Genomic DNA, 24,304 nt, shown 5'->3' with positions numbered 1-24,304 from the left:
GAGAAATCCATGTCTCGTTTTTTTAGACGTCGTAAGTTCTGCCGCTTCACAGCGGAAGGTGCTACCTCTATCGATTATAAAGATATTGCTACACTGAAAAACTATATCACTGAAAGTGGTAAAATCGTTCCTAGCCGTATTACTGGTACTGCCGCTAAATATCAACGTCAACTTGGTCGTGCGATCAAGCGTGCTCGTTACTTAGCTTTATTACCATATACTGATTTACATAAGTAACCTAAAAAGGGGTTTTGAAAATGGAAGTAATACTTCTTGATAAAATCGCCAAATTAGGCGGCCTTGGTGACAAGGTATCAGTTAAATCTGGTTATGCACGTAACTTCTTATTACCGCAAGGTAAAGCAGTTTTTGCATCTGAAGCTAACGTTGAACATTTTGAAGCACGTCGTGCTGAAATTGAAACTACATTAGCGGCAACTTTAAAAGCTGCTGAAGCTAAAGCTGCTAAAATCGTTGAATTGGCTGAAATCACTATCGCATCATCTGCGGGTGAAGAAGGTAAATTATTCGGTTCTATCGGTACTAAAGATATTGCTGATGCAATTACTGAAGCAGGCGTTGAAGTAGCGAAAGCTCAAGTACGCATGCCTTTAGGTACAATCCGTGAAACGGGTGAATTCGAAATCGCAATTCACTTACACAACGATGTTGATACTAACATTAAAGTTGTTGTTATCGCTGAAGCATAATTTAGTTCGCTAAATTATGCTGATAAAATACCGCTATTTCTTTTTAAGAATAGCGGTATTTTTTTTTCTAATGTTATCGATAGTATAAATACTTTTACCGGAAAAACTCTCACTGTTAAATAATTACCTCTCTAAAAGATTATCCAAAAGTAGGCATGCTCCAGTCGTTAGCATTAAGTAAACCGCGTTCGATTAAACCGCCAATACCTTGTAACCCCCCAGTATGTAATAAGACAAGGCGATGTCCTTTAGGGAAATACTGCTGATCTATTAAGTCTAATAACGCTAAAATCATTTTTCCTGAATATACCGGTTCAAAAATGAAACCTGTTTGTTGGCTAAAGCTTAATATTTTTTCAGCATCTTCTTTACTAAATTTAGCATAACCGCCACGGTGAAATTCTGGCATTATTTGCCAATTATTGAAATGTAGACTATCACCGAGCAGGGTATTTACCTGTTCTGTTAAGTAACCGTCTTGCTTTAATACGGCAATACCTAAAAGATTATGCTGATTATTATCTGCTTTTATCAGTCCTGCTAATGTACCACCACTACCTACAGGTGTTAGTAAGGTATCAAATTCACATTGTTGATTTAATTCAGTTATTACTTCGCCAACGCCACCTAATGCTAAGGTATTACTGCCGCCTTCAGGCACTATTAAATAGTCAGGGTATGCGAGTTGCAATTGAGCTAAGTACTCGGTGTTTTCACGTAGTCGATAGGTTTTTCTGTTAACAAAGCGCAATTCCATCCCCCATTGCTGCGCCATCGAAAGTGTGAAGTTACTCGCATATTCCTTTTCACCACGAATAATACCGATACTTTTTAAGCCCTGCTGATGGCAAGCAAAGGCGAGGGCGTGGATATGATTAGAAAAACTGCCACCAAAACTTACAACCCCGATATAGTCATGGGCTTTGGCATGGCGTAAGTTAAATTTTAATTTCCGCCATTTGTTACCCGATATTATCGGATGAATAGTGTCGTCTCGCTTAATTGAAACAGAGAGCTGGTGCCTGTCAAATAGTGGGTGGGTAATTTTCTGTAAAGGAGATTGTTTTTTCATAAAAGGTAATGTTATTCTTTACTTAAATGTATCTACTCGATAAAAAACTTGCGCCTTTAACGGAATAGGGGATAATGATTTTTAGAGATCTGACTATAAATAATAATATTGATAAATGTCACTTATTAAAAAAATAAATAATTTTTTCTCAAAAGCTGAGTCTACAAGCGTGTTAGGTGTGAGTTTACATCAGCATTCGTTTGCTTTTTTTTCTTGTCCAGAACAGGGCGAGTCTCAGTTTCAACAAATTAGCTCGCCATTGGCGGAACATCCCCAACAGATTAAAATTCAACAAGAAAAGTATCAGTTGCAAGGGCAGTGTCATCTAGTGCTAGCTTCATCGCAAACCCAAATCGTGCAAGTCGACAAACCCAATATTCCCGAAAACGAGTTAAATGCCGCCTTAAAATGGCAGATTAAAGATCTCGTTAATCATTCCCCAGAAGATATGGTCGTTGATTATTTTGACGGTCCAATACTTTCTGGTGGCAATGAAAAAATAAACGTTGTCTGTGCTTCCAAAAAAGAATTATTAGCCTTGATTGGCCCACTTAATCAAAACGGGCTAACATTGAAATCGATTACCACCGAAGAATTTGCTTTTGCCAGTTTACTCTCAGTACAAGATGATGCCTGTTTAATGGTTTGTCAGCAACCTAACGAAGAAATAATTTTGTTGATTGTCAAGCAAGGAAAAGTTTTTTTCTCACGTCGTTTACGCGGTTTTGCGCAAATTTCGACAAAAACAGAAGAAGAGTTATCATTGGGTATTGTTGATAATTTAAATCTTGAAATTCAACGTTCAACTGATTATTTTGAACGTCAATTAAAACAAGCGCCTATACGTAGTATTGAAGTGATTGTGCCTATGGCTAATGAGGCGTTACTTGCCCGCAAGTTGGCTGAAAATACCAATGTTGCTGTAAATTTGCTCACCATGCCTGAAGGTTTTACGCATTCACGAGAATTTGCTGTTAGCTTAGGTGCAACAAAATTGAATAATATGGAGCCAATAATATAATGGCAAAAAATTCAATTAATTTACTACAACTAGACTTACTGCCTAAACAAGCGCTGGTGACCTTACCTCGTGTTGTAATGCTTTGGTCTGTAGTACTCGTCTTTATGTTGTCCTGGACTTTTGTCAATCATTATAAAGTAACAGAATTGACGGCTCAACATGTTGCGCTTGCAAAGATAAAAGTTAATCAAGACAATTTACTTGCTCAACTGGAAAATAAGTTCAAAGCTAATCGGGCTGACTCAGCAGTGATTGAAGAACTAGCGATGTTGAAAGTTTTTTTGAAAAATAAAAATGCTTTACTAAGTGAACTAACCGACCGCACTCATACTTCGGTGGCAGGTTTTGCCTCATCAATGACCGAATTGTCTATGATGCATCATAAAGATATTAGTTTGCAGCATGTTAATATTACTTATCAAGATTTAACCTTTTCTGGTGTGGCGCGAACGCCAGAAGCTGTACCCGCTTGGTTAGCTAAGTTTGAAGCATCGAAGTTTTTATCAGGTAAATCGTTTATTAATTTTTCTCTTAACGAAAATGAGCAAAAGCTGACTGAATTTTTAGTTAGTTCAAAATCAAAGGTAGGGGGCGCTGATGAATAAACAGTGGCAAGCGTATAGTGAAAAATATTTAACTATTACTCCTCGTGAACAATATATGGTGTTATTAACGGGGTTAATTGCCATTATATTTATTATTTATAACTTCTTTATTGATGATAACTCGCTAAAAATTGTTCAGCTTGAAAAGCAAATCAGACAAGTTAACATGGATAATCGAACAGCTAAATCGTCGATAGTGATATTTGAAGAAGGTTTGTCAAAAGATCCGAACGCATCATTAAATAAACAAATTTCACAATATAAAGAAAGATTAAATAAAGTTGATATTAATTTATTAAAACTTACCTCAGATTTAATAGACCCTGTGCAAATGCGTTACGCGTTAATGCAGTTGTTAAAAACGCAAAAAGGCGTTTCTTTACAATCATTCCAAGTTATTGCAGCACAACCTTTGAATATCGCTACTTCAACGGCTGAGGCTAACATTGCTGGCACTAAAGCTGCTGAAATTGATCCTAACCAGCAAGCCTTGGTGCTTTATCGTCATGCGATAAAAATTAAACTCAGTGGCAGCTACTTTCAATTACGCGACTATTTAACACAACTTGAAGGATTATCGTGGAAGTTTTTTTGGCAAGAGTTTAATTATCAACTAAAAGAATATCCAGTGAGTGAGTTAGAAATAGAAATGTACAGCTTAAGTACTAAACGGGAGTTTATAGGTGTTTAAAATCTTAACTTTTAGCAGTATTTTTTTTCTTATATTGCTGACTTCTATTATGGTTAACGCTCAAGATGTTGACCCAACTAAACCGCTATCAGGTGCTGACTTCTCATCAATAAGTAAAGCACAAGCAACACCAAAAGCAGAATTAATATTAGAGAGTATTATTCATGGTGTAGAAGTTCACACTGCTGTTATTAATGGTCAAGTGTTAAAAGTAGGTGATTTTATTCGCCAATATCAATTAGTAGCGGTGAATAACACCAGCGTGGTCTTACGTTCAGCAGAAAAACGCTTAAAGCTTAGTGTTTTTTCTAGTGTCGTGGTTAAATCAAAATGAAAAGATATGATCAAATGAAAAACATTCAAAGAAAATTTTATTGTTTCACCTTACTTTTAACTTTGATAGGTTGCCAAGCGGCGCCAGATCAACCAACAGAAATGATTAATGCGCTAGACCAAGCTATTGAAGAGTCAAGTAAACCTGCACCTAAGGCATTGCAACAAGTGCCCAACGCTATTCAGCAAGAATTAATGCAGCGCAATTTCAGTCAAGCACGAGATGGGCTGTTGGCAGAAAAACGTTTAGAAATTGCCGCCAGCGATGTTAGTGCGCAAGAGTTTTTTGCAGCGTTAGTTGATGAATCACCTTACAGTGTTGCCGTTCATCCCGATGTAAGCGGTACGATTACCCTGAACTTGAAAAATAGCACGCTTAATGAAGTACTTGATGTTGTTGAAGAAGTTTATGGTTATGAAATTAGACGTAGCGGGAAAGTAGTACAAGTTTATCCAGCGGGCATTCGAACGGAAACTATTCCACTTAATTATTTGTTCGTTAAGCGTTCAGGCATGTCGAGTACGAGTATTAACTCTGGTGGCGTGTCAGAAAATGACCAAGGTAGTGGCAATAACTCTAATAATAGCTCAAACGGTAATTCAAATAATTCAGGTGGCTCCGGTGGTAACAACCAAAATAGTCAGCAGGGAAGTAGTGGTATCAATATTTATACTGAGACCAGCTCTGACTTCTGGACCGAATTAAAAGAAACGTTAACGGTACTGGTCGGTTCTGAAGAAGGGCGTTCAGTATTTGTTTCTCCGCAAGCAGGTCTAGTGACTGTTCGCGCTTTACCTGAAGAAATAAAAGTCATTAAGAATTTTATTAACAAAACACAAACTCATTTACGCCGCCAAGTGATCATTGAAGCTAAAATAATGGAAGTTACGCTCAATGATGATTATCAGCAAGGCATTAAATGGGATCAAGTTCTAGGTAGTATCGGTAGTACTAACTTGTCTTTTTCAACGACTGGCGCTATCGCTGGCAATTTTATTTCAAATGCTATTGGTGGTACAAGTAACCTAGTCGTTGATAATAAAGACTTTTCAGGGGTTATAGATTTACTTTCTTCACAAGGTAATGTGCAGGTACTGTCAAGCCCAAGAATTACTGCGACCAACAACCAAAAAGCGGTAATTAAAGTGGGTGGCGATGAATATTATGTTACCGAGGTTTCAAGTACGACGACTACCGGTACGTCAACCACCACCACACCTGAAATTAACTTAACACCGTTTTTCTCAGGTATTGCTTTAGATGTTACGCCACAAATTGATGGAAACGGTGAAGTCATTCTCCATGTTCACCCATCAGTTACCTCAACAGATGAGCAAACTAAAGTTATAAAGCTTGGTAGTGAAGAAATAATCTTACCACTTGCACAAAGTAGCGTGCGTGAGTCTGATACTATTATTCGCGCTAAATCAGGTGAGATAGTTGTAATTGGTGGTTTAATAGAAACAAGAAAAGTGATGCTAGAATCAAAAACACCTTTCTTGGGAGATATCCCATTTATGGGTGAGTTATTCAAAAGCAAAAGCGAAACCACTCAGAAAAAAGAACTGGTTATTATGTTAAAGCCGATTGTTATTGGACAAGATACTTGGAAAAATCAATTACAAGATGCTCGCTCACTATTGAAACAATGGTTTCCTGAGGAAAATGATTTCTCTCAAAGTGAAAAAGGCAAGTCTAATGATTCAAGTAATAATGAATAATAGCCAAAATTTATGTACCTTTACCACTTTGGTTTAACGGAACTTCCGTTTACGTTAACACCAAATACTGCATTTTATGTAGGATTAGAGCCGCATAATGAAGCGTTAGCTGTGTTACTAACTGCACTGAAAACAGGTGAAGGCTTTATTAAAGTTATTGGTGAAGTAGGTACCGGTAAAACCCTACTTTGCCGTAAATTACTTAACGAAATACCCGAACACTTTGTAACCGCTTATATTCCTAACCCTTATTTAAAACCTGATGAATTACGACGAGCGGTTGCGGTTGAATTAGGTATTAAACAAGCTCAGCGCATGTCAGTGCAACTGCTCACCCAACGTATTCAGCAGCGATTATTAGAACTCCACTCAGCAGGTCATTCGGTAGTGCTGATACTCGATGAGGCACAAGCCTTACCGGAAGAGAGCCTTGAAGCTTTACGTTTGTTTACTAATTTAGAAACAGAAACGCGTAAACTTTTGCAAGTTGTGTTGTTTGCACAGCCAGAATTAGACGAACGCTTAGCAACCACAAGATTTAGGCAATTAAAACAACGTATTACTTTTTCTTATAAATTACGTGCAATGACAACGCTAGAAGTACAAGGTTATATTCAGCATCGTATGCAAGTTGCTGGTTATAAAGGTGCTACTTTATTTAGTGCCGCCATATCAAAGAAGGTGGCAAAAGTTAGTTTAGGGATCCCACGATTGGTCAATGTACTATGCCATAAAATGTTGATGTTAAGTTATGGGCAAGGTCAATACCAGATAACGAATAAGCATTTATCAGCGGCGATAGAAGATACCGAAGCAACAACTCAAACAAGCAATGTTAAAGGTTCTTTAAGTCTCGCTGCTCTGGTCATTTCAGCGGTACTAATTGTCTATGTTTTGAAAAATTATGGAGTGATCGCTTGAGCGTAATTAACCAGATGTTAAAAGATTTAGATAAGCGTCAAGCTGAACAGCAAGGTTCTAATGATTTTACGCTACCTGTTTCTTCACCGTCGTCGAATAAAAAAACTATCTTTATCAGTTTACTGATCATTATTTTATTAAACGCTGGCGGTATCTTTGTTTGGCAAATCTATGTTGAAAACCAAACATTAAAAATGTCTACTACACCAAAAATCAATCTAATTGAAAATCAAGCTGCTGAGGTTGAATACTCAGCGAAATTACTAAGCAGTAGTGAACCGATAAACATTTCCGATAATAATGATACTGGTATTGTCAAAAGCAAAAATGCTACTGTAAATAACGATTTTAAAGAAGATGAACTGGCTCAAGTTGATTTAAACCCAGCTGAATTAAGTCAAAATTTTTCTCAGGACATTACAATCGAAGCAGTGGCTAGTAAGGTTGATGAGCCGGCTAAACTAAATATCCCGTTAGTTAATGACTCAAAGAGTCAGCAAGCGTCACTTGACTCATTACCACCAGTGGCGAAAAAGTCAACGTTAACAATATCTCGTAAAGAGCTAACGCCTAATCAACTCGCTGAGCAAAAGTTAAAACGCGCTGAGCAAGCGCTTGCTAACAATGATGTTTCTAAAGCAGAGACTATGTTCGAAGATGTATTATTAGTGTTGCCAACACATAAAACAGCGAGAAAACATTTAGCGGCTTTATGGTTTGGACGTCAATCTTATTCAGCGGCGTTAAACCTACTTTCTCAAGGTATTAACTTATCTCCTAATGATAGCGAATTTCGGGTGATGCAAGCTCGAATTTATTTACAACAAAACAGCATACAACAAGCATTCGATACTTTAAATAATATGCCAAATGTCAATGAAATGCTTAACGTCGAATATCAGAGCTTACGCGCAACAACAGCACAGCAACTTAAGAAATTTTCATTTTCCGCACAAGCCTACCAAATTTTGGTTAACCTCGAACCTTCTTCAGGGCGTTGGTGGTTGGGTTTAGGTGTTGCCTTAGACAGCAATAGTGAATTTAAGCAAGCGAGTACTGCGTATCAAACCGCATTAAATAAAACCGGGTTATCTGGAAGCGCTGAAAATTTTGCCCGTCAGCGTATTATCGAGTTAGGAGAATAATTATGTCAGCACCTAAATTAAAAATGCGCCTCGGCGATTTATTAGTACACGAACATATCATTACTAATGAACAATTAATGCAGGCACTGAATAGCCAAAAATCTACAGGGCGAAAACTAGGAGATACCTTGATTGAACTTGGCCATATTGGCGAGCGTCAATTACAAGAGTTTTTAGCGCAACAGCTTAATGTGCCTTTTTTAGATATTAGTCAACGCCGTATTCCTAATGAAGTCGCCTCATTGTTACCCGAAGTTCATGCACGTCGTTTACGCGCGCTAATTATTGAAGACCAGGGCGACAGTATCTTATTAGGGATGAGTGATCCTGCTGATTTAAGTGGTCTTGATCAGCTTGAAAGAATGCTTGCCCCGAAAAAAATAAATCTTGCTGTGGTCATGGAGTCACAGCTTTATCAAGCATTTGATGGCTTATATCGCCGTACAGCAGACATTGAATCATTTGCTAGTCAGTTAGAAGAAGAGTATCAACAAACTACTGATTTCGATTTATCATCAACATTTTCAGATGATAGCGGCGATGCTACTGTGGGAAAATTGTTACAATCGGTCTTTGAAGATGCCGTACAAATGCGTGCTTCTGATATTCATATTGAACCTGATGAAAATCTATTGCGTATCCGTCAGCGAATCGATGGTGTATTACAAGAAAATATTTTAAAAGAAAATAAAATTGCCTCAGCTATGGTTTTGCGATTAAAACTAATGGCAGGTTTGGATATCTCAGAAAAACGATTACCTCAAGATGGCCGTTTTAACCTGCAAATTAAAGGTCATAATATTGATGTTCGTATGTCAACCATGCCAGTGCAGCATGGTGAGTCGGTCGTTATGCGATTGCTTGATCAGTCTGCAGGTTTGTTGTCTCTAGATAAAATCGGAATGCCGGCCGACTTAGTAGCCCGTGTTCGTCACCAAATTACCCGGCCACATGGCATGGTGCTAGTTACGGGGCCAACAGGCAGTGGCAAAACAACAACTTTATATGGCGCGTTAACCGAACTTAACCAAGCGAGTAAAAAAATTATTACCGTGGAAGACCCGGTAGAGTATCGTTTACCTCGGATAAATCAGGTACAAGTAGCACCTAAAATCAATTTAAATTTTTCAACAGTGCTACGTACTGCGCTTCGTCAAGATCCCGATATTATTATGGTCGGCGAAATGCGAGATCAAGAAACGGTTGAAATCGGTTTACGTGGCGCATTAACGGGTCACTTAGTATTATCAACACTGCATACTAATGACGCCATTACCAGTGCCTTACGATTAATTGATATGGGCGCGGCGGGTTTTCTTGTTGGTAGTTCATTACGTGCAGTTATTGCACAACGTTTAGTACGTAAGATTTGTGAATACTGTAGTGAAGATCATTCGCCAGACAGCCAAGAAATGATGTGGCTTACTCACCTCGCTGGTGATGAAGCGACAACAGCCAGTTATAAAAAAGGTCGCGGCTGCCAGTCATGTCAGTACACAGGTTATAAAGGCCGTATTGGTGTCTTCGAATTATTAGAAATGAATGATGCGATGATGGCTGCTTTAAAGCGTGATGATGCTGAAGCATTCACTGAATTAGCAAAAGCTAATCCTACTTTCACACCGATAGCACAAGCGGCATTTAATTATGCTAAACAGGGTGTTATTAGCGCAGAAGAAGTGCTTCGTTTAGTCGATAGTATTGACGTTCAGGGTTAAGAGTAGACTTACTTATGGCTATATTTAGTTACGTAGGCAGAAATGCTAGCGGCTCACAAGTTAAAGGGACAATAGAAGCAACAAACGCTAATACGGTTGCTGAGCAATTGTCACGTCAAGGCATTATTCCAGTGGCTATTAATAAATCAAAAGATAGCGGTTCGACTGATATAGCGAATATTGATATTGGTGAATTATTGGGGTTCTCTGTTATATCACTGGATGAACTCATTGTCTTTTGTCGACAAATGTATGCTCTTGTTCGTTCGGGTGTTCCGATATTACGCGCCATCAACGGTATGGCAGAATCAAGTACATCTGATAAATTAAAAGCTGCTTTAACCGATATTGGCAGTCAATTAGAAGGGGGCTACACCCTTTCAACCGCTTTAAGTCAATACCCAAAACTTTTTTCACCTTTATTTGTTTCATTAGTACATGTTGGTGAGAATACCGGACAGCTCGATGGTTCCTTCTTAAAGTTGGCAAACTATCTTGAACGAGAGCAAGACACCCGTAAACGAATAAAAACCGCCTTACGTTATCCAAGTTTTGTCCTTGGCGCCATTTTTATTGCCATGATTATTTTGAATATTTTTGTTGTTCCTACATTTGCCAATATGTTTGCAAAATTAGGCGCTGACTTACCCGTTACAACAAAAATGTTGATTGCCAGCTCGAATTTCTTTTTAAACTATTGGCCTCATCTGCTTGTCGGAAGTGTATTTGGTTTCTTTGGCCTTAAAAATTATTTAAAAACTGAGCGTGGTATGTATTTATGGGACCGATTAAAAACAAAAATACCGGTTGTTGGAGGGGTGATTGAACGGTCTATTCTGTCACGATTTTCACATACATTTGCAATTGTACTCAAAGCAGGTGTTCCTTTAACAACGGGATTGACTTTAGTTGCTGACGCCGTAGATAACACTTATATGCGAGATAAAATTTTAGCTATGCGCGGTGGCATTGAAAGTGGTGATAGTTTATTACGTTCAGCTAATGCCAGTAAATTATTCACTCCTCTTGTTTTACAAATGGTGGCTGTAGGTGAAGAAACTGGCCGTGTAGACGAGCTTTTAGAAGAAGTAGGTGATTACTATGAACGCGAGGTTGATTACGAATTGAGTACGTTAACGGCTCGTATTGAGCCGATAATGATCGCTATTGTTGCCGCTATGGTATTGGTGCTTGCGCTAGGTATATTTACTCCAATGTGGGATATGATGTCGGCCTTTAAAGGGAAATAGTGTTCGTCTTTAAGTGATAACGTTGTTCATTATGAAGCGGTCTTTTGCAAGGTAAATAAATTCAGCCTGTTAGTTTTAGGTGGTGATAACACAATGATTTATATGGATTAAATTAGTTATAATATGACGTTACAACAGGTAAGTGCTAAAAAGAGTAAATCGTTAGCTGAAAACCTAATCATACTTACGATGATTGGCTTACTTATGGCGACATTTCTCTATTATTTTTTTAAACAAGATCAACATTTATCCCGCGTAGGTTTTGATTCCGTTGCCAATACCTTTTCCGCGCGAGTTATTGGTATTCATGCGCAATGGTTTATGGATAACAAACCGAGCTGGGTGGTGATCAAAGAAGCGACATCAGTAAATGGCGATCGGGTAAATAACCGTGTTGCAGTAAATAAAGCGGGTTGGGTTGATATATCAACAGTAAATACCGTAAGTAATGAAAATGAGTGTCAGAAAATATGGCAACAAGTGTTAGCAACACCTATGGTTTATATTAAACAGCCTATTTCTGCAGTAATCGTTAATATAGATACTGGTCAAGTGGGGCAGCAAAAAAAATATTTCTGCCAATATAGCTTACCAACGGGTGAATATTTCGAATATCACCCAAGCAGTGGCAAGGTCAGTGAAATAAATATACATTAGTAAAAATTATTGAATTTGTTTTATATACGTTGTTTATGCTATAAAAGTGCACTAAGTAAGTGACTTTATTAGTAAATCGTTGTTAGAATCAATTTATAGCACTAGCCAATGCGCTGGTAAAACGATAAAAGAGGTTGTGATGAAAAAACAAGCGGGTTTTACACTAATTGAATTAGTAATTGTGGTGGTTATTTTAGGTTTTTTAGCAGTAACCGCTATTCCTAAATTTATTGATTTAACTGATCAAGCTAAACAAGCCAATATTGAAGGTATGGCAGGTGGTTTCGCTACCGGTATTTCTCTAGCTCGAGCACAGTGGGAAGCTGAAGGCCGTACCAATAACGGCACAAATAACACCACAGTTTATGATGGTGTGAATTTGATATTAACTACTGAAGCAACAGGTATACGTCCTGGTTATGTAACAGGATTAACTGATGGTGCAACTTTAGGTGGTGGCTTTGATGCTGCTAATTGCAAAGAAATCTGGGATAATATTTTCCAACAGCCCCCAACGTTAGAAATATTTGGTAACGCAAATAGCACAACAAACTATATTGTTGCTGAAACGGGCGATATAGCAGACTCTCACTGTATATTTTATTTAAAAGAAACGTTGAATAAAGATGCAACAAGTGGTGATTTTGTCGACCCTGGTGTAGCAAATATAGGTAACAATTTCACTTATTACCCTGCAACTAGTCGTGTAGAAATTAATATTGCCGTAACTAACTAATTGTTACACATTAAAAATTATAATTAAAAGAGAAGGTCAATTATGAAAGCATTACAAAAACAAGCAGGTTTCACACTTATTGAATTAGTTATCGTTATTGTTATTCTAGGTATTTTAGCCGCTACTGCCGCACCTAAGTTTATTGATTTAACGGGTGACGCACGTTCATCTGTAGTTGAAGCAGTAAAAGGTTCACTCAACTCTGCAGCCGATCTAGCTCATTCTAAAGCTTTAGTGAAGGGTGTAAGTGACGGTGATATTAGTATTGCAAATCAAAATATTACTTTCGTTAATGCATGGCCTGATAATGATTCTATCGGTTTGTTATTAACTTATGATGTTGCTGATATTTCTGCTTCTGCAGGTACCTTCCAACATAAAGATGCCTCTACAGGAACAACTTGTCAAGCAACCTATAATAATAACACAAGCACCTCAGAAGACCGTCCTATAATTGGAAGTGTTGTAACTGATTGTAATTAATATAAAATAACTTTTTGAGAAAAACCGAGCAAAGCTCGGTTTTTTTATTCTTCACTACTATTCGACTCTAATTGGTCCCCCCAATTATCAACCAATGGGTATGTCCTTTTCGCTTCATTGAGTACTTCTTGATATTGCTTGTGCCTATTTAAAATTGCTAAACAAAGCAGTATGTTTGAATAAATACTCGGACGGGGCTTAAAGCGGACTTTCATTAATCCCCAATCAATATATTGCAGTAATTTCTGCGTATTTCTTACTTTCAAACCTGATATTAATATATGACTATACACATTAGCGTCCAGTCGGCTTTTCAAAGCGATAGGATTCACAATATCTAACAAGCGTTCAATATGCTGGTAACCATGCTTTTCATGCTCCACGATAATGTTACTGGTGTGTAAGGTGGTTACCAAGAAAGGAATTAATATTGTCGGGAATAATATCGCTAAAAATCGAAGTAAAAAGATTTTATCAAATAAAACTTGCGCTTTATTAGCTCCGCTTTGTATATCAGTAAACCAAAGTATGATGATAAAAATAAACCAGTGGCTTATCGAGCTGTAAAAAGGGAACTCTAATTGGCTGTGTAGCAATAAAGGAGTAATAAGTCCTAATATCGCTAAACGTTTACCCAACCTATTTGATATTTTTAGCCAGCTATTCATATAAGCGATAAAGAAAAAAATAATACCTAGTAAGGCAATAATACCTCCCTCGCTGACCCAATATAAAACCTCGTTATGCGGGTGTGCCATGCGTTGTTGTGCAACACCTATTTCTGGGTGCTCAATAGCATAGCGATTGTAGGTATCTAAAAATGCACGTTCATAAAGACCATAACCCGATCCTGTGAGAGGCTTTTCTTGGATCATTTTAGCTGTGACTAGGTATGTATTTGGACGTGCGCCTGCTTTCTGATAGTTATCTTCTCCGCGATTAAATACCTCACTATTATTAAAACTAATCAAAGCTGTAATAGCAGCAAGTACTACAAAAAATAAATTTATAAACAACTGTCTTTTATTTTTAAAATATAGATATGAGCTAATAAAGCTGAGTACTAAAATGGTTGCTAAATGTCCTGTTCTTGACTGTAATACCACAATTAAGAAAGTTGCTGAGCATAAACAAAAATAACATAACGCTTGCTGATATTTATTGATTGAAAACGCTTTGCAGGCAACGGATAAATATAATGCTATAGCTATACCCGTTGCCATAAAACTAGCCATTACATTAGGCTGTAAAAAACTACCGTGTGGGCGACTAATACCCGGTTTAAATCCGCCCCAATCATCCGCTTGTAAAATAAAGTACTGCACTAAACCAAAGCTCGCTTGTATAGCAACAGCAATTAATATCCACCATAAAATTTGCTGTGGATTTTCGGTTAACGCTTCAAACTGATATAAGCAAAATAATAACAGTAAACCGCCCGTTAAACCGAGTAAGCGTGGAATGGCATGGTCACTAAATTCACTACCGTAAAACATCGGTATACATAAACAAATAAAGCCAAGTAAACTATAAAGTTGTAGCTTACTTGTTACTATTTTCTTATTTAAAGTAACTTGCCAAAGTCCTAACGAAATAAGGATTGTGGTAATTAACCAACCAAAAATATTGAATGATAAATACAAGCCTGTACCACCAGGCGTTTCAAGTACAATATGCATGGCAAAACAGAAGTATACAATAAGGAAAAAACGAAAGTACGGGAAAAGGGTCAAGGGTTTCAAACCAGTAAAAAAATTATATATAAAGATTAATGGTGTTCACTAGTATTTACAATGTCTTATCACCAGATTGTTTGTTAGGTGTAAGATATATTTTTTTTGGTAAGTGTTATATGCTATAAAATAGTAAATTAATTGAATTTTAACCGAAGTGAAAGACCGATGAAGTCTATTAATACCCTTAAACAATCAAAAAAAAATCAACAAGGTTTTACCTTAATTGAATTAGTGATCGTTATTGTTATTTTAGGCATTCTTGCTGTAACTGTGGTTCCTAAGTATATAAACTTAACGGCTGAAGCGAATACCGCAACATTACAAGCGGTTAAAGGCTCATTAGAAGGTGCTTCAGCGCTTGTTTATAGTAAATCTATCGTGGCCGGAAACCAGGGCGAGGAATCTGCTTCAATTACTTTAACAGATGGAGACCCTCTTTTTATAAGTTATGGCTATCCTGTTGTTCCAACGTCTACTCTCGTTGAAGAGTATTGGCGTCGGCTGATAAATTTAGATGATGGCTTTGTTATAAATTCTAATAATTCGGGAGCTATATTAACTATTTATCCTGCAAGTATGGGTGCTCCAGCTAATTTGACATCTCCTTGTCTTGTCACCTATAAAGGTGCTGTTGGCCAAAATATAGCTCCTGTGATACGTATCTTCGACTGTATTTAATTTATAGCATAATAATTTTTAAGAGGTGATTTTTGATGATAAATAAACTTATCACCAATCAAAAAATATTACGGAGAGAACAAGGTTTCACAATAATCGAGTTAGTAGTGGTTATTATACTGATTAGCATTCTTGCCGTGACTATTATTCCAAAAATGCAAGCTTCTGGTGGTTTTGAAGAAATCACCTATCAAGATGAAGTAGTAACTAAGCTACGTGGTATTCAATTACGCACCATGCAAGATACATCAGCTAGTCAATGCCATCGGGTATTAATTACCAACGATAAACTAGGTATTCCAGATGATAGTTGCAGCAGTTTTGTTGATAATAATATCAACAGCACAACTATTGTTAAAATTATTGATGATACTGTTAATTTTCAATATGCAGGTGGTACTACGCCATTTTCATTTGATCATTTAGGTCGGCCGATTAATTGCTCTTCTCCTTGCCAAGTTAGTATTGTTGGTCAAGAACAAACTCTCATTGTTGCTATTAACGAGCAAGGTTATATTTATGCTGCTAACTAATCGTATTCGTGCGAAAAACATTTCTAAGCAGCAAGGCTTTACGCTAATTGAGCTTATTGTTGGTATTGTGGTTTTATCTATTACTTATGTAGTGTTAACAAGCTTAATCTATCCTATGGCAAGTCAAAGCGCCGCACAAGTTCACCAGATCAGAGCCGCGGAACTAGGCCAGTCGATGATTAATGAAATTTTAGGTAAAGCGTTTGATGAGAACTCTGATATGTCGGGTGGTTTTGTTAGGTGTGGCGAAATATCGGCACCTAGCTGCACCGCGACAGATGACTTAGGTCCCGACGCTGACGAGCAACGTAATAACTTTAATGATGTAGATGATTACAACTCAATTAATTTTGACGATGAAATTGTCAACTCATCAGGTATTAGTCTTGCTGATATTTATACCGGTTTTAATATGAATGTCTCAGTGATAAATGATAGTGACTATAGCGGTGAATACCAATCAGCTACAGATAATGAAAAAACAGCAAAGTTAATTACAATCACTGTCCGTAGCCCACAAAACGATGATTATGTTTTTTCGGTGTATAAGGCGAACTTCTGATGCTGATTCGTTTTAGACAGTCACGCAGTATTAAAAATAAATCCACATATGCTTCTTTATCAAAAGGGGGGCCTATAAAAAGTGCTAACTTAAAAGGTTACTGCTCAAAAGGGTTTACATTAATTGAGCTGGTTGTTGCTATGGTGCTATTGGGCATTTTATCCGTCGGGGTAAGCAGTTTTTTACAGTTTGGTAGCCAAATATATGCTGATGCTACGGCACGAGATCAAATATTATCGTCGGCTCGCTTTGCCATTGAAAGACTGAACAGAGAGCTTAGGGCCTCACTGCCTAATAGCTCACGAATCACCAATGATTGTTTAGAGTTTATGCCGATTAAAGCTAGCGCTATATATGTTGATATACCTGTTTCTCCAGATTCTGCAAGTGATAAAATTACTATTGTGCCCGCTTCAACTTCCGTGAGTAGTGCAGATATTATAAGCTTGAATGCCATTGTTTATCCGGTTGCGGCGGATGATGTTTATCTTAAATCGAATAAAAAGTTTTACCCTATCGATATTGTGACTTATTCAAGTGATCCTACTAATGTACCACATACGTTAACCTTAGAAGATTCAGTGCTTTTTGCTGAAGAATCGGCAACAAATCGGATTTATTTTATCGATGATTCAGTGATGTATTGTATTGAAGGTAGTGGTGATAATAAAAATTTAATAAGATACGATGTTACTGATCATAGTAACGCTGGTGAACCGCTTGGTTTAACTAACCGGGCTGTAATGGCTGAATTTTTAATGAATAGCTCAGGATTTAGTACAAATGGTGCTAATTTACAACGTAATGCGATTGTGTCTGTTCGGTTACATTTTATGAGGCTATTTGAAGAAATTGTTTTTGATAATGAGATACAGGTGCCCAATGTTCCATAAGCAATATCATCATGACAAATATGCTTTGAGCCAAGTTAAAAGTAAGCAAAAAGGCAGTGCGATTGTTGTCGCTATCTTTGTTATTGTTGTTATGGCATTACTGGGTGCTGGGCTCGTTAAAATACTCTCTTCAAGTGCCGAATCTGTTGCTTATGAAGTGATAGGTACCCGTGCCTATGCGGCAGCACAGACAGGAGCACAATGGCAGTTACTGGAAGTTTTTCCGCACGACACTAATGTAAAAACGGCTTGTAAGAGTAACATCACAGCACCTGATTTTTCGAATGTTGAAGGTTTGACTTCTTGCCAAGCAACAGTGACTTGTAATGATGATGGTGTCTTTGATGGTACAACATATTATGTGATTACCAGCGTTGGTCAATGTTCAATTGGAGGCGTTGTTACTTCTCGAACTGTTCAGATAGAGGCAAGAAGTTTATAACATCTTTATGAATCAACATTTATATCAAGTGTAATTTAAGTGTTAGGTCCTTTTACAGTGGCGTTTGTTTTTTGACTTTTATCTCGTGTTGGCCACGCAGGGCTAATTAAGTATGAACTTACGGATATAAGTTATATAGAGGTTGACTCCTTTAATGAAGGTTCCATTGAAACTCAGTTACTAGGTCATAATATGTTCGGTTGGCACTTTGAAACATTCTACGTACGCAATACTCCAGCCCAAGTAGCAGAGCCATCAACTATTATGATTTTTGCAATTACTTTAATCGCTTTATCGATGAGAAAGCGCGCAATTAACTAATTTAGCTGGGTAATAAATAAATCCAAACAGCCTCGCCAATGCGGGGCTTTTTATTGTCCAACATTAGCCATAGTTGATATAAATAAGTTTTTAGTCGACGTACTAGATAAATAAATATAAGTCGTTACTTGTTATCATTAATAGTTAAGAGTAGATTCTGTATAATCTTCACATCTCACTTTATTGCTAGGAAAAATCTTGATGCTGTTTCGTAGTATTTCTACCATTCTTTTATATATTCTTTTTCAAAATACTGTCCTTGCAGCAAAGTGTCTTGACGTCTTTCCTGCAGCATATAATCAAGCTACCAGTGTTAATGAACAATTAACTAATTTTCCGGCTAATAATTCATCGGCTAATATTGCTAATGGCACAATATTATCCCGGGGTGATAATTACTATTCGGGTTCTTCATTAGATAACAAAGATCAAGTTTCAGTAGCTGCTATTAGTGGTAGCGAGACAACGGCTAGATTATTTTTTAGGAATTCAGTTTCCTGGAAAAATGTTAAAATTAATCAAAATGGTAACCCAGAAGATTTAATAATTGTTGTTGGTGGGAGCCTATCAATCACTGGCGGAAGTACAGATATTAACGCTATCATTTATGTTAAAGGCTCTTTGGCTATTAAGGGTGCCAAGGGAAAGGGAGCATTTACTTCAGTAGGTTCAGGCAGTAGTGATACAACTTATAATACTAACTATATAGAAACTGCTGATTTTAATGGGATGTGTGACAATACTCCTCTTGCCCCAGTCACTCCTATTGTTGACTACCGTTTTGATGAATGTAGCTATACAGGTGCTGGCTTTGAAATTATTGATCAAACGGGTAATTTTAATGCAAGTATTCATGGCATTAATGAATCAGCTAATGAGGCGCAAATAAATAAGTCACTCGACCTTTCTAGTAATAGTACACGTGACTGGGTAAGTGTCCCAAGTGGTGTCGTTAATGGACTTAATGATTTTACATTATCCGTTTGGATAAATACGGATAAAAAGAAAAATCAACAAGAAATTTTTCATGCGTTAGGAAGTAGTACTAGAGATGATGAATTAGAAATTTATCTAAAAAAAGATAAAGAGGTCTCTGTAAAAATACAAGGTGAAAGCACAAATCTTAAAGGAAACATCGTGTTAACTGATGGCGAGTGGCATCACATATTGATAACACGTGTCAGTGACCAAGTTTGTTTGTATGTTGATGGTAATAATCAAGATTGTGATACGGGTGTTGGTCGTGGTCAATTATCTGTTCCTTATTCTAACAGTATCGTAATCGGGCAAGAGCAAGACAGTTACGGAGGCAGATTTTCTGCAAGTCAAAGTTTCGAAGGGCTAATGGATGAGTTGAAAATTTATGATCAAGTACTTTCTAGTACATCAATAAGCAACTTATATAGTAATGAACTCGCTAGCAATAATGCCGATGGCACCAGCCGTGACGCGGTGAATTGTAGTCCGGTACCTATTGCCGAATATCGTTTTGATGAATGTAGTTATGATGGTTCAGCATTCGAAGTTATTGACCAATCAGGAAATTTTTCTGCACAAAGTTTCGCTAATCTTAACACCTCGAATGACGCCCAAATTGTTCGCGCTGCTGATATTTCGGCTGCTGAGCATTATATAGAAACCTCAATCCCAATTATTGGTAATTCAAGTGTTGCTACTTGGTTCAAAAAACCTTCAATAAATGGCGGTAACCGTTATTTAGTTTTAGGAGCAATGCCTAATGGTGGCGATTTACTTTACCTCGATAGTTTTAATGATTATCGGTGGGGCGTTTACGATGGCAATATCTCAGTAGAAGGAAACTTTTGGTTCGCTGACTTAACAAATGGTTGGCATCATATGGTTTTGGTCTATAACAATAACACTACTTCATTATATATTGACGGAGCGCTAGTAGACATGGTTGCGTTAAGACCATCAGGAAATCTACAATATATTGGTACGTCGTTTGATGATATAAACACCAACACCCCTCAAGGGTTTCGTACACCACTTGATGAATTTAAGGTTTATGATCAAACCCTTTCTAGTGCAGAAATAACGACTCTTTATACGAATGAACTTGCCAAAAATAACTATGATGGCTCACTGCGAAGTACAGCCGAGTGTTCAGAACTTATTGCACAGTTTTCAATGGATGAAGTTATTTGGGATGGCAGCACAGGAGAAGTTGTTGACCAAACAGATAATTTTAATGCGAGTGCGCTTAACGGGGTAACAACTGCTGGCTCTTTACCGGCACTTAGCGGTAACCCTGGTACTTGTCGTTATGGTTCTTTTGATGGTATCGATGATTACATTCAAATTAATGATGATAATAGGCTCGATTTACAATCTGAACTCAGTATCAGTGTGTGGATTAATCCTAAGGTATTACCAAGCTCTGGTTTAAAAACAATTATCTCTAAAGATGAGAACTATGAGTTTCATCTTCAGCCTTCAGGAGACATTTTTTGGTGGTGGCAAACACACTCGTTTTCAACTACTGGAGCCGGTATTGAAGCGGGTAATTGGTATCATATAGCGATTACTTACAAAAGTGGTAGGCAAGTTATTTACGTTAACGGTGTTGAAAAAGGCTCTAGAACATTTACAGACAATTTAACGCTAAATAATGATCCTTTACAAATAGGGCAAGATCAAGGCTCCTCCTCACGATTTTTTGAGGGTTATATTGATGAAGTTCATCTATATAATGGCGCACTCACCGCTATAGAAGTCAATGAGCTTTATACAAAACGACAAGCCTGTGAAACTATCCACCATTTTGAGATAAATCATGATGCTCAAGGCTTAACCTGTATTGGTGAACCCTTAACTATAAAAGCATGTATTGATGAGGCTTGTACTGACACAATTGCAACGCCAACAGATGTTAAAATATTTGCCAATGGTGTGCTCAAAACAACCATAACAGTGACAGGTAAAACCGATACTAGCTTTAGTCATTTGGTTGAAGAAACTATTACTTTAAGCTCAGATCAAAATTACACTTGTAGAAATGGTGCCTCAACCAGTTGTGATATAAATTTTGCCAATGCGGGTTTTTTACTTGATATTAATTCAGGTGTGGATGTTTCATCTTGTGAAAGTGTAAACTTTGACATTAAAGCGGTTAAGTTAAGTGATTCAGGGGTGAGTTGCGCTCCTGCTTTTACTGGCAACCAAAATTTAGATTTCAGTTTTAGCTATTCAAACCCCACAACTGGCACAAAATTACCGTTACTTAACGGCACCAACATGGCAAATACAGGAGAAAGTCAAACTCGTAACATCAGTTTTAATGCTAATGGTGGAGCTTCTATACCTATCGAATACAATGATGCTGGAGCTTTAAGTTTTACTGTCAGTGAAAAAGTTTCATCGGGAGTCACTAGTGCAACCTTAATTAAAGACTTCTTTCCATCAAAACTCGTTATGGTGGCTAAAAAAACAAATGGTACATTTTTAAACAATAGTAGTGCTGCAGGTGAACCAAAGCAGGTGGCAGCCGAAGGTTTTTCCTTAAGTTTTACGGGTCAGTGCAATAACAATACTGATACACCAAACTACCAACCTCAATCTGATAGTGTTGTAGTGTTAGCCTTAAGGCAAATAGCACCATCATCAAGTACTTCGGTTTTAGGTCAGTTAAGTTTAGGCACTAGCACCATCGATGCTTCAAATGCCACAGATACTCGTTGGCAAGCTATAAATACAGCGGAGAAAGAACTCGTTGCAAGTTACGACGAAGTTGGAATAATAAGTGTTAATGTAAAAGATAATGATTACTTAGGTAATGAAATTACTACCCTAAGCTTTTTAGATGTTGGCCGTTTTACACCAAGTTATTTTGATGTTTTTGTTACGGATAATTCATTTGAAAATGCCTGCAGTTTAGATATAAATACCTTTACTTATATTGGCCAGCCTTTTAGTTATTTAAATGCTCCTATACTGACTATTACCGCTAAAAATGCTTTAGGGGTTAAAACACAAAATTACACTGAAAGTACCTTTCAAAAACTAATCGTTAATAATGTCAGCCGGACATTCCCTTTAGCGGATAGTAGCAAAAATGAAGTTGATAAAGATGGCAATGATCTTGTCACTAAAATGGTTGTTGAACCGACAACATTTGCTGGTGACTTAAGCAAACTTTCAAATGGCATCCTCGACTATAACTTTTCTCCTGCTGACACCTTTACTTATTCCAAAGGGAGTTATTCACAAGTCGCTGAATTTACCGTGGACTACAATATTTTAATTAATAGTATTACTGACTCTGATAACGTGGCTATTAATCTTGCTACGACTCTCCCTTTAACGGTTAAGCCATCAGGAGGTTTTCAACGTTTTGGCCGGCTGGTACTCGGTAATAGTTTTGGTGCTGAAACCTCGGCAATAGCTCAGTACTTTCAAGTAGAGTACCTTAACGCATCAAGAACGTTTGTAGTAAATACCGACGATAACTGTTCATTAGTTACCAATAACACATCAAATTGGTCTTTTTCTAATCCAACAAATAATGTCACCATTAATGGTATAAATATCCGTGGTACAAGTGGCAGTTTGAATGAAGGTAAGTTCCAAAATGTTTTGCTAACTAGCGGCAATAATCAAGGAAGTATTGGCGTTGAATATACCACGCAAGATTGGTTGAAATTTGATTGGTTAAATGAAGATAATAATTTTGACGGCCCTTATCATCAAAACCCAACAGCAACAGTTATATTCGGTATTTATCGGGGCAATGACCGTATTATATCTTGGCGAGAAATTGGGAATTAGCACTTTTTCAATAACAATCCGGGTGATTTTGGCTTACTTATTAAAAATATGATAAAAAAGTGATCTTTTTTATCATTCAAGCAACACAAATTTGAAACACTCAGGTATGATTAGCCCATATAATATATTATCAACAAACTTGACAAAACGTTCATTGATTAACTCAATGTTTTGTTGAGAACAAAGGAGATTAACTCTCCTTTTATAACACTTTAGGATATTTAGATCTTATGTTTAAAAAATTACGCGGCATGTTTTCTAATGATTTATCAATAGATTTAGGAACGGCGAACACGCTTATTTATGTAAAAGACCAAGGCATTGTTTTGAATGAGCCTTCGGTAGTTGCTATTCGCCAAGACCGCTCTGGTGGTTCAAAGAGTGTGGCTGCAGTAGGTTCCGCTGCAAAACAAATGCTGGGCAGAACGCCAGGTAATATTGAAGCTATTCGTCCGATGAAAGATGGTGTTATTGCCAACTTTTTTGTTACTGAAAAAATGCTGCAATACTTTATTAAGCAAGTTCACAGTAATAACTTTTTACGTCCAAGCCCTCGAGTACTTGTTTGTGTTCCTTGTGGCTCTACTCAAGTGGAGCGTCGTGCTATTCGTGAGTCTGCACTTGGTGCTGGCGCACGTGAAGTTTATCTTATTGACGAACCAATGGCTGCGGCGATTGGTGCGGGTATGCCAGTTTCAGAAGCTACAGGTTCAATGGTGGTCGATATTGGTGGTGGTACCACTGAAGTCGGTATTATTTCATTGAATGGTGTGGTTTATTCTTCTTCTGTGCGTATCGGTGGTGATAAGTTTGACGATGCTATTATCAATTACGTACGTCGTAACTTTGGTAGTTTAATTGGTGAAGCAACCGCTGAACGTATTAAGCATGAAATTGGTTCAGCCTACCCAGGTGAAGAAGTACTCGAGATTGAAGTACGTGGCCGTAATTTAGCTGAAGGTGTTCCTCGCAGTTTTACCCTAAACAGCAATGAAATATTAGAAGCATTACAAGAACCGTTAACCGGCATTGTTAGTGCTATTATGGTTGCTTTAGAACAAGCGCCACCAGAACTTGCGTCTGACATTTCAGAACGTGGTATGGTGCTTACTGGCGGTGGTGCATTATTACGAGACCTAGATCGTTTATTAATGGAAGAAACCGGCATTCCTGTTGTTGTTGCTGATGATCCACTAACGTGTGTGGCTCTTGGTGGCGGTAAAGCGCTTGAGATGATAGATATGCATGGTGGCGACCTCTTTTCTTATGAGTAAATGCTCATACGAA

At 37.5% G+C, this 24,304-nt stretch carries 23 protein-coding genes; 21 read left to right on the top strand and 2 right to left on the bottom strand.

What is annotated here, in order from left to right; genetic code table 11:
- Positions 1-9: 9 nt before the first annotated feature.
- Positions 10-237, top strand: a complete 228-nt coding sequence (rpsR, locus tag ESZ26_RS16160) for a 30S ribosomal protein S18 (RefSeq protein ID WP_070375547.1) — start codon at positions 10-12, stop codon at positions 235-237.
- A gap of 20 nt (positions 238-257) precedes the next feature.
- Positions 258-710: a 50S ribosomal protein L9 gene (rplI, locus tag ESZ26_RS16155; RefSeq protein ID WP_146800490.1), complete on the top strand. Its 453-nt coding sequence runs from the start codon at positions 258-260 to the stop codon at positions 708-710.
- Positions 711-849: 139 nt separating this feature from the next.
- Here rplI and ESZ26_RS16150 read toward each other — a convergent pair whose 3' ends face one another.
- Positions 850-1,782 (bottom strand): 1-aminocyclopropane-1-carboxylate deaminase/D-cysteine desulfhydrase, encoded by a 933-nt coding sequence (locus ESZ26_RS16150; RefSeq protein WP_146800489.1) that lies wholly within the window; start codon positions 1,780-1,782, stop codon positions 850-852.
- Between the two features lie 115 nt (positions 1,783-1,897).
- Here ESZ26_RS16150 and ESZ26_RS16145 point away from each other — a divergent pair, with 115 nt between their 5' ends.
- From ESZ26_RS16145 to ESZ26_RS19570, 12 genes are all read left to right on the top strand, one after another.
- On the top strand, positions 1,898-2,803 hold the full coding sequence (locus ESZ26_RS16145; protein WP_146800488.1) for a hypothetical protein: 906 nt from the start codon (positions 1,898-1,900) through the stop codon (positions 2,801-2,803).
- Entirely contained in the window at positions 2,803-3,408 is a 606-nt protein-coding gene (locus tag ESZ26_RS16140; RefSeq protein WP_146800487.1) for a PilN domain-containing protein, read from the top strand. Before ESZ26_RS16145 ends, ESZ26_RS16140 begins: the two co-directional genes overlap by 1 nt.
- Positions 3,401-4,099, top strand: a complete 699-nt coding sequence (locus ESZ26_RS16135; protein ID WP_146800486.1) for a hypothetical protein — start codon at positions 3,401-3,403, stop codon at positions 4,097-4,099. The genes ESZ26_RS16140 and ESZ26_RS16135 overlap by 8 nt, the downstream gene beginning before the upstream one ends.
- Positions 4,092-4,433, top strand: coding sequence for a hypothetical protein (locus ESZ26_RS16130; RefSeq protein ID WP_146800485.1), 342 nt, complete (start codon positions 4,092-4,094; stop codon positions 4,431-4,433). Before ESZ26_RS16135 ends, ESZ26_RS16130 begins: the two co-directional genes overlap by 8 nt.
- 14 nt (positions 4,434-4,447) lie before the next feature.
- Positions 4,448-6,154, top strand: a complete 1,707-nt coding sequence (gene mshL, locus ESZ26_RS16125) for a pilus (MSHA type) biogenesis protein MshL (protein WP_223271683.1) — start codon at positions 4,448-4,450, stop codon at positions 6,152-6,154.
- A gap of 12 nt (positions 6,155-6,166) precedes the next feature.
- Complete coding sequence (locus ESZ26_RS16120) at positions 6,167-7,075, top strand: ExeA family protein (RefSeq protein WP_146800483.1); 909 nt, start codon at positions 6,167-6,169, stop codon at positions 7,073-7,075.
- A complete protein-coding gene (locus ESZ26_RS16115) occupies positions 7,072-8,220 on the top strand; it encodes a tetratricopeptide repeat protein (protein WP_146800482.1) in 1,149 nt (382 codons plus the stop codon). The genes ESZ26_RS16120 and ESZ26_RS16115 overlap by 4 nt, the downstream gene beginning before the upstream one ends.
- A 2-nt stretch (positions 8,221-8,222) precedes the next feature.
- Positions 8,223-9,938 carry a GspE/PulE family protein gene (locus tag ESZ26_RS16110; protein ID WP_146800481.1) on the top strand — a complete coding sequence of 572 codons (1,716 nt, stop codon included), beginning with the start codon at positions 8,223-8,225 and terminating at the stop codon, positions 9,936-9,938.
- 14 nt (positions 9,939-9,952) lie between these two features.
- Complete coding sequence (locus ESZ26_RS16105; protein WP_146800480.1) at positions 9,953-11,188, top strand: type II secretion system F family protein; 1,236 nt, start codon at positions 9,953-9,955, stop codon at positions 11,186-11,188.
- Between the two features lie 123 nt (positions 11,189-11,311).
- The gene (locus ESZ26_RS16100) at positions 11,312-11,845 is read left to right on the top strand and encodes a hypothetical protein (RefSeq protein ID WP_146800479.1); all 534 of its coding nucleotides are present in this window, start codon (positions 11,312-11,314) and stop codon (positions 11,843-11,845) included.
- A gap of 139 nt (positions 11,846-11,984) precedes the next feature.
- On the top strand, positions 11,985-12,581 hold the full coding sequence (locus ESZ26_RS16095) for a type II secretion system protein (RefSeq protein ID WP_146800478.1): 597 nt from the start codon (positions 11,985-11,987) through the stop codon (positions 12,579-12,581).
- A 42-nt stretch (positions 12,582-12,623) separates the two neighbouring features.
- A complete protein-coding gene (locus ESZ26_RS19570; RefSeq protein ID WP_146800477.1) occupies positions 12,624-13,064 on the top strand; it encodes a type II secretion system protein in 441 nt (146 codons plus the stop codon).
- A 44-nt stretch (positions 13,065-13,108) separates the two neighbouring features.
- On the opposite strand, the gene ESZ26_RS16085 is transcribed toward ESZ26_RS19570, so the two are convergent.
- Positions 13,109-14,743, bottom strand: coding sequence for a PglL family O-oligosaccharyltransferase (locus ESZ26_RS16085; protein ID WP_146800476.1), 1,635 nt, complete (start codon positions 14,741-14,743; stop codon positions 13,109-13,111).
- A 222-nt stretch (positions 14,744-14,965) separates the two neighbouring features.
- Between ESZ26_RS16085 and ESZ26_RS19565 the strand changes: the two genes are divergently transcribed.
- The 7 genes from ESZ26_RS19565 to ESZ26_RS16050 all read left to right on the top strand — a co-directional run bounded on the left by ESZ26_RS19565 (position 14,966) and on the right by ESZ26_RS16050 (position 24,291).
- Positions 14,966-15,478, top strand: coding sequence for a type II secretion system protein (locus tag ESZ26_RS19565; RefSeq protein WP_146800475.1), 513 nt, complete (start codon positions 14,966-14,968; stop codon positions 15,476-15,478).
- Positions 15,479-15,513: 35 nt separating this feature from the next.
- Complete coding sequence (locus ESZ26_RS16075; protein WP_146800474.1) at positions 15,514-16,011, top strand: type II secretion system protein; 498 nt, start codon at positions 15,514-15,516, stop codon at positions 16,009-16,011.
- Positions 15,998-16,573 carry a type II secretion system protein gene (locus ESZ26_RS16070; RefSeq protein ID WP_146800473.1) on the top strand — a complete coding sequence of 192 codons (576 nt, stop codon included), beginning with the start codon at positions 15,998-16,000 and terminating at the stop codon, positions 16,571-16,573. Before ESZ26_RS16075 ends, ESZ26_RS16070 begins: the two co-directional genes overlap by 14 nt.
- Entirely contained in the window at positions 16,573-17,466 is an 894-nt protein-coding gene (locus ESZ26_RS16065) for a PilW family protein (RefSeq protein ID WP_146800472.1), read from the top strand. The genes ESZ26_RS16070 and ESZ26_RS16065 overlap by 1 nt, the downstream gene beginning before the upstream one ends.
- The gene (locus tag ESZ26_RS16060) at positions 17,456-17,908 is read left to right on the top strand and encodes a hypothetical protein (RefSeq protein WP_146800471.1); all 453 of its coding nucleotides are present in this window, start codon (positions 17,456-17,458) and stop codon (positions 17,906-17,908) included. The genes ESZ26_RS16065 and ESZ26_RS16060 overlap by 11 nt, the downstream gene beginning before the upstream one ends.
- Before the next feature lie 522 nt (positions 17,909-18,430).
- On the top strand, positions 18,431-23,017 hold the full coding sequence (locus ESZ26_RS16055) for a DUF6701 domain-containing protein (protein WP_223271684.1): 4,587 nt from the start codon (positions 18,431-18,433) through the stop codon (positions 23,015-23,017).
- Between the two features lie 230 nt (positions 23,018-23,247).
- Positions 23,248-24,291 (top strand): rod shape-determining protein, encoded by a 1,044-nt coding sequence (locus ESZ26_RS16050; protein ID WP_070375565.1) that lies wholly within the window; start codon positions 23,248-23,250, stop codon positions 24,289-24,291.
- The last annotated feature ends 13 nt before the right edge of the window (positions 24,292-24,304 follow it).

It is taken from the genome of Colwellia hornerae, from assembly GCF_007954355.1.
Taxonomy (GTDB): Bacteria; Pseudomonadota; Gammaproteobacteria; order Enterobacterales; family Alteromonadaceae; genus Colwellia_A; species Colwellia_A hornerae.
This window is presented reverse-complemented; position numbering and strand designations above follow the sequence as displayed.

Excerpts from the sequence above, each read along its gene's own strand:
- rpsR (WP_070375547.1), top strand. The coding sequence starts at position 10 with ATGTCTCGTTTTTTTAGACGTCGTAAGTTCTGCCGCTTCACAGCGGAA.
- rplI (WP_146800490.1), top strand. The coding sequence starts at position 258 with ATGGAAGTAATACTTCTTGATAAAATCGCCAAATTAGGCGGCCTTGGT.
- ESZ26_RS16150 (WP_146800489.1), bottom strand. The coding sequence starts at position 1,782 with ATGAAAAAACAATCTCCTTTACAGAAAATTACCCACCCACTATTTGAC.
- ESZ26_RS16145 (WP_146800488.1), top strand. The coding sequence starts at position 1,898 with ATGTCACTTATTAAAAAAATAAATAATTTTTTCTCAAAAGCTGAGTCT.
- ESZ26_RS16140 (WP_146800487.1), top strand. The coding sequence starts at position 2,803 with ATGGCAAAAAATTCAATTAATTTACTACAACTAGACTTACTGCCTAAA.
- ESZ26_RS16135 (WP_146800486.1), top strand. The coding sequence starts at position 3,401 with ATGAATAAACAGTGGCAAGCGTATAGTGAAAAATATTTAACTATTACT.
- mshL (WP_223271683.1), top strand. The coding sequence starts at position 4,448 with ATGAAAAACATTCAAAGAAAATTTTATTGTTTCACCTTACTTTTAACT.
- ESZ26_RS16120 (WP_146800483.1), top strand. The coding sequence starts at position 6,167 with ATGTACCTTTACCACTTTGGTTTAACGGAACTTCCGTTTACGTTAACA.
- ESZ26_RS16110 (WP_146800481.1), top strand. The coding sequence starts at position 8,223 with ATGTCAGCACCTAAATTAAAAATGCGCCTCGGCGATTTATTAGTACAC.
- ESZ26_RS16105 (WP_146800480.1), top strand. The coding sequence starts at position 9,953 with ATGGCTATATTTAGTTACGTAGGCAGAAATGCTAGCGGCTCACAAGTT.
- ESZ26_RS16100 (WP_146800479.1), top strand. The coding sequence starts at position 11,312 with ATGACGTTACAACAGGTAAGTGCTAAAAAGAGTAAATCGTTAGCTGAA.
- ESZ26_RS16095 (WP_146800478.1), top strand. The coding sequence starts at position 11,985 with ATGAAAAAACAAGCGGGTTTTACACTAATTGAATTAGTAATTGTGGTG.
- ESZ26_RS19570 (WP_146800477.1), top strand. The coding sequence starts at position 12,624 with ATGAAAGCATTACAAAAACAAGCAGGTTTCACACTTATTGAATTAGTT.
- ESZ26_RS16085 (WP_146800476.1), bottom strand. The coding sequence starts at position 14,743 with ATGCATATTGTACTTGAAACGCCTGGTGGTACAGGCTTGTATTTATCA.
- ESZ26_RS19565 (WP_146800475.1), top strand. The coding sequence starts at position 14,966 with ATGAAGTCTATTAATACCCTTAAACAATCAAAAAAAAATCAACAAGGT.
- ESZ26_RS16075 (WP_146800474.1), top strand. The coding sequence starts at position 15,514 with ATGATAAATAAACTTATCACCAATCAAAAAATATTACGGAGAGAACAA.
- ESZ26_RS16070 (WP_146800473.1), top strand. The coding sequence starts at position 15,998 with ATGCTGCTAACTAATCGTATTCGTGCGAAAAACATTTCTAAGCAGCAA.
- ESZ26_RS16065 (WP_146800472.1), top strand. The coding sequence starts at position 16,573 with ATGCTGATTCGTTTTAGACAGTCACGCAGTATTAAAAATAAATCCACA.
- ESZ26_RS16060 (WP_146800471.1), top strand. The coding sequence starts at position 17,456 with ATGTTCCATAAGCAATATCATCATGACAAATATGCTTTGAGCCAAGTT.
- ESZ26_RS16055 (WP_223271684.1), top strand. The coding sequence starts at position 18,431 with ATGCTGTTTCGTAGTATTTCTACCATTCTTTTATATATTCTTTTTCAA.
- ESZ26_RS16050 (WP_070375565.1), top strand. The coding sequence starts at position 23,248 with ATGTTTAAAAAATTACGCGGCATGTTTTCTAATGATTTATCAATAGAT.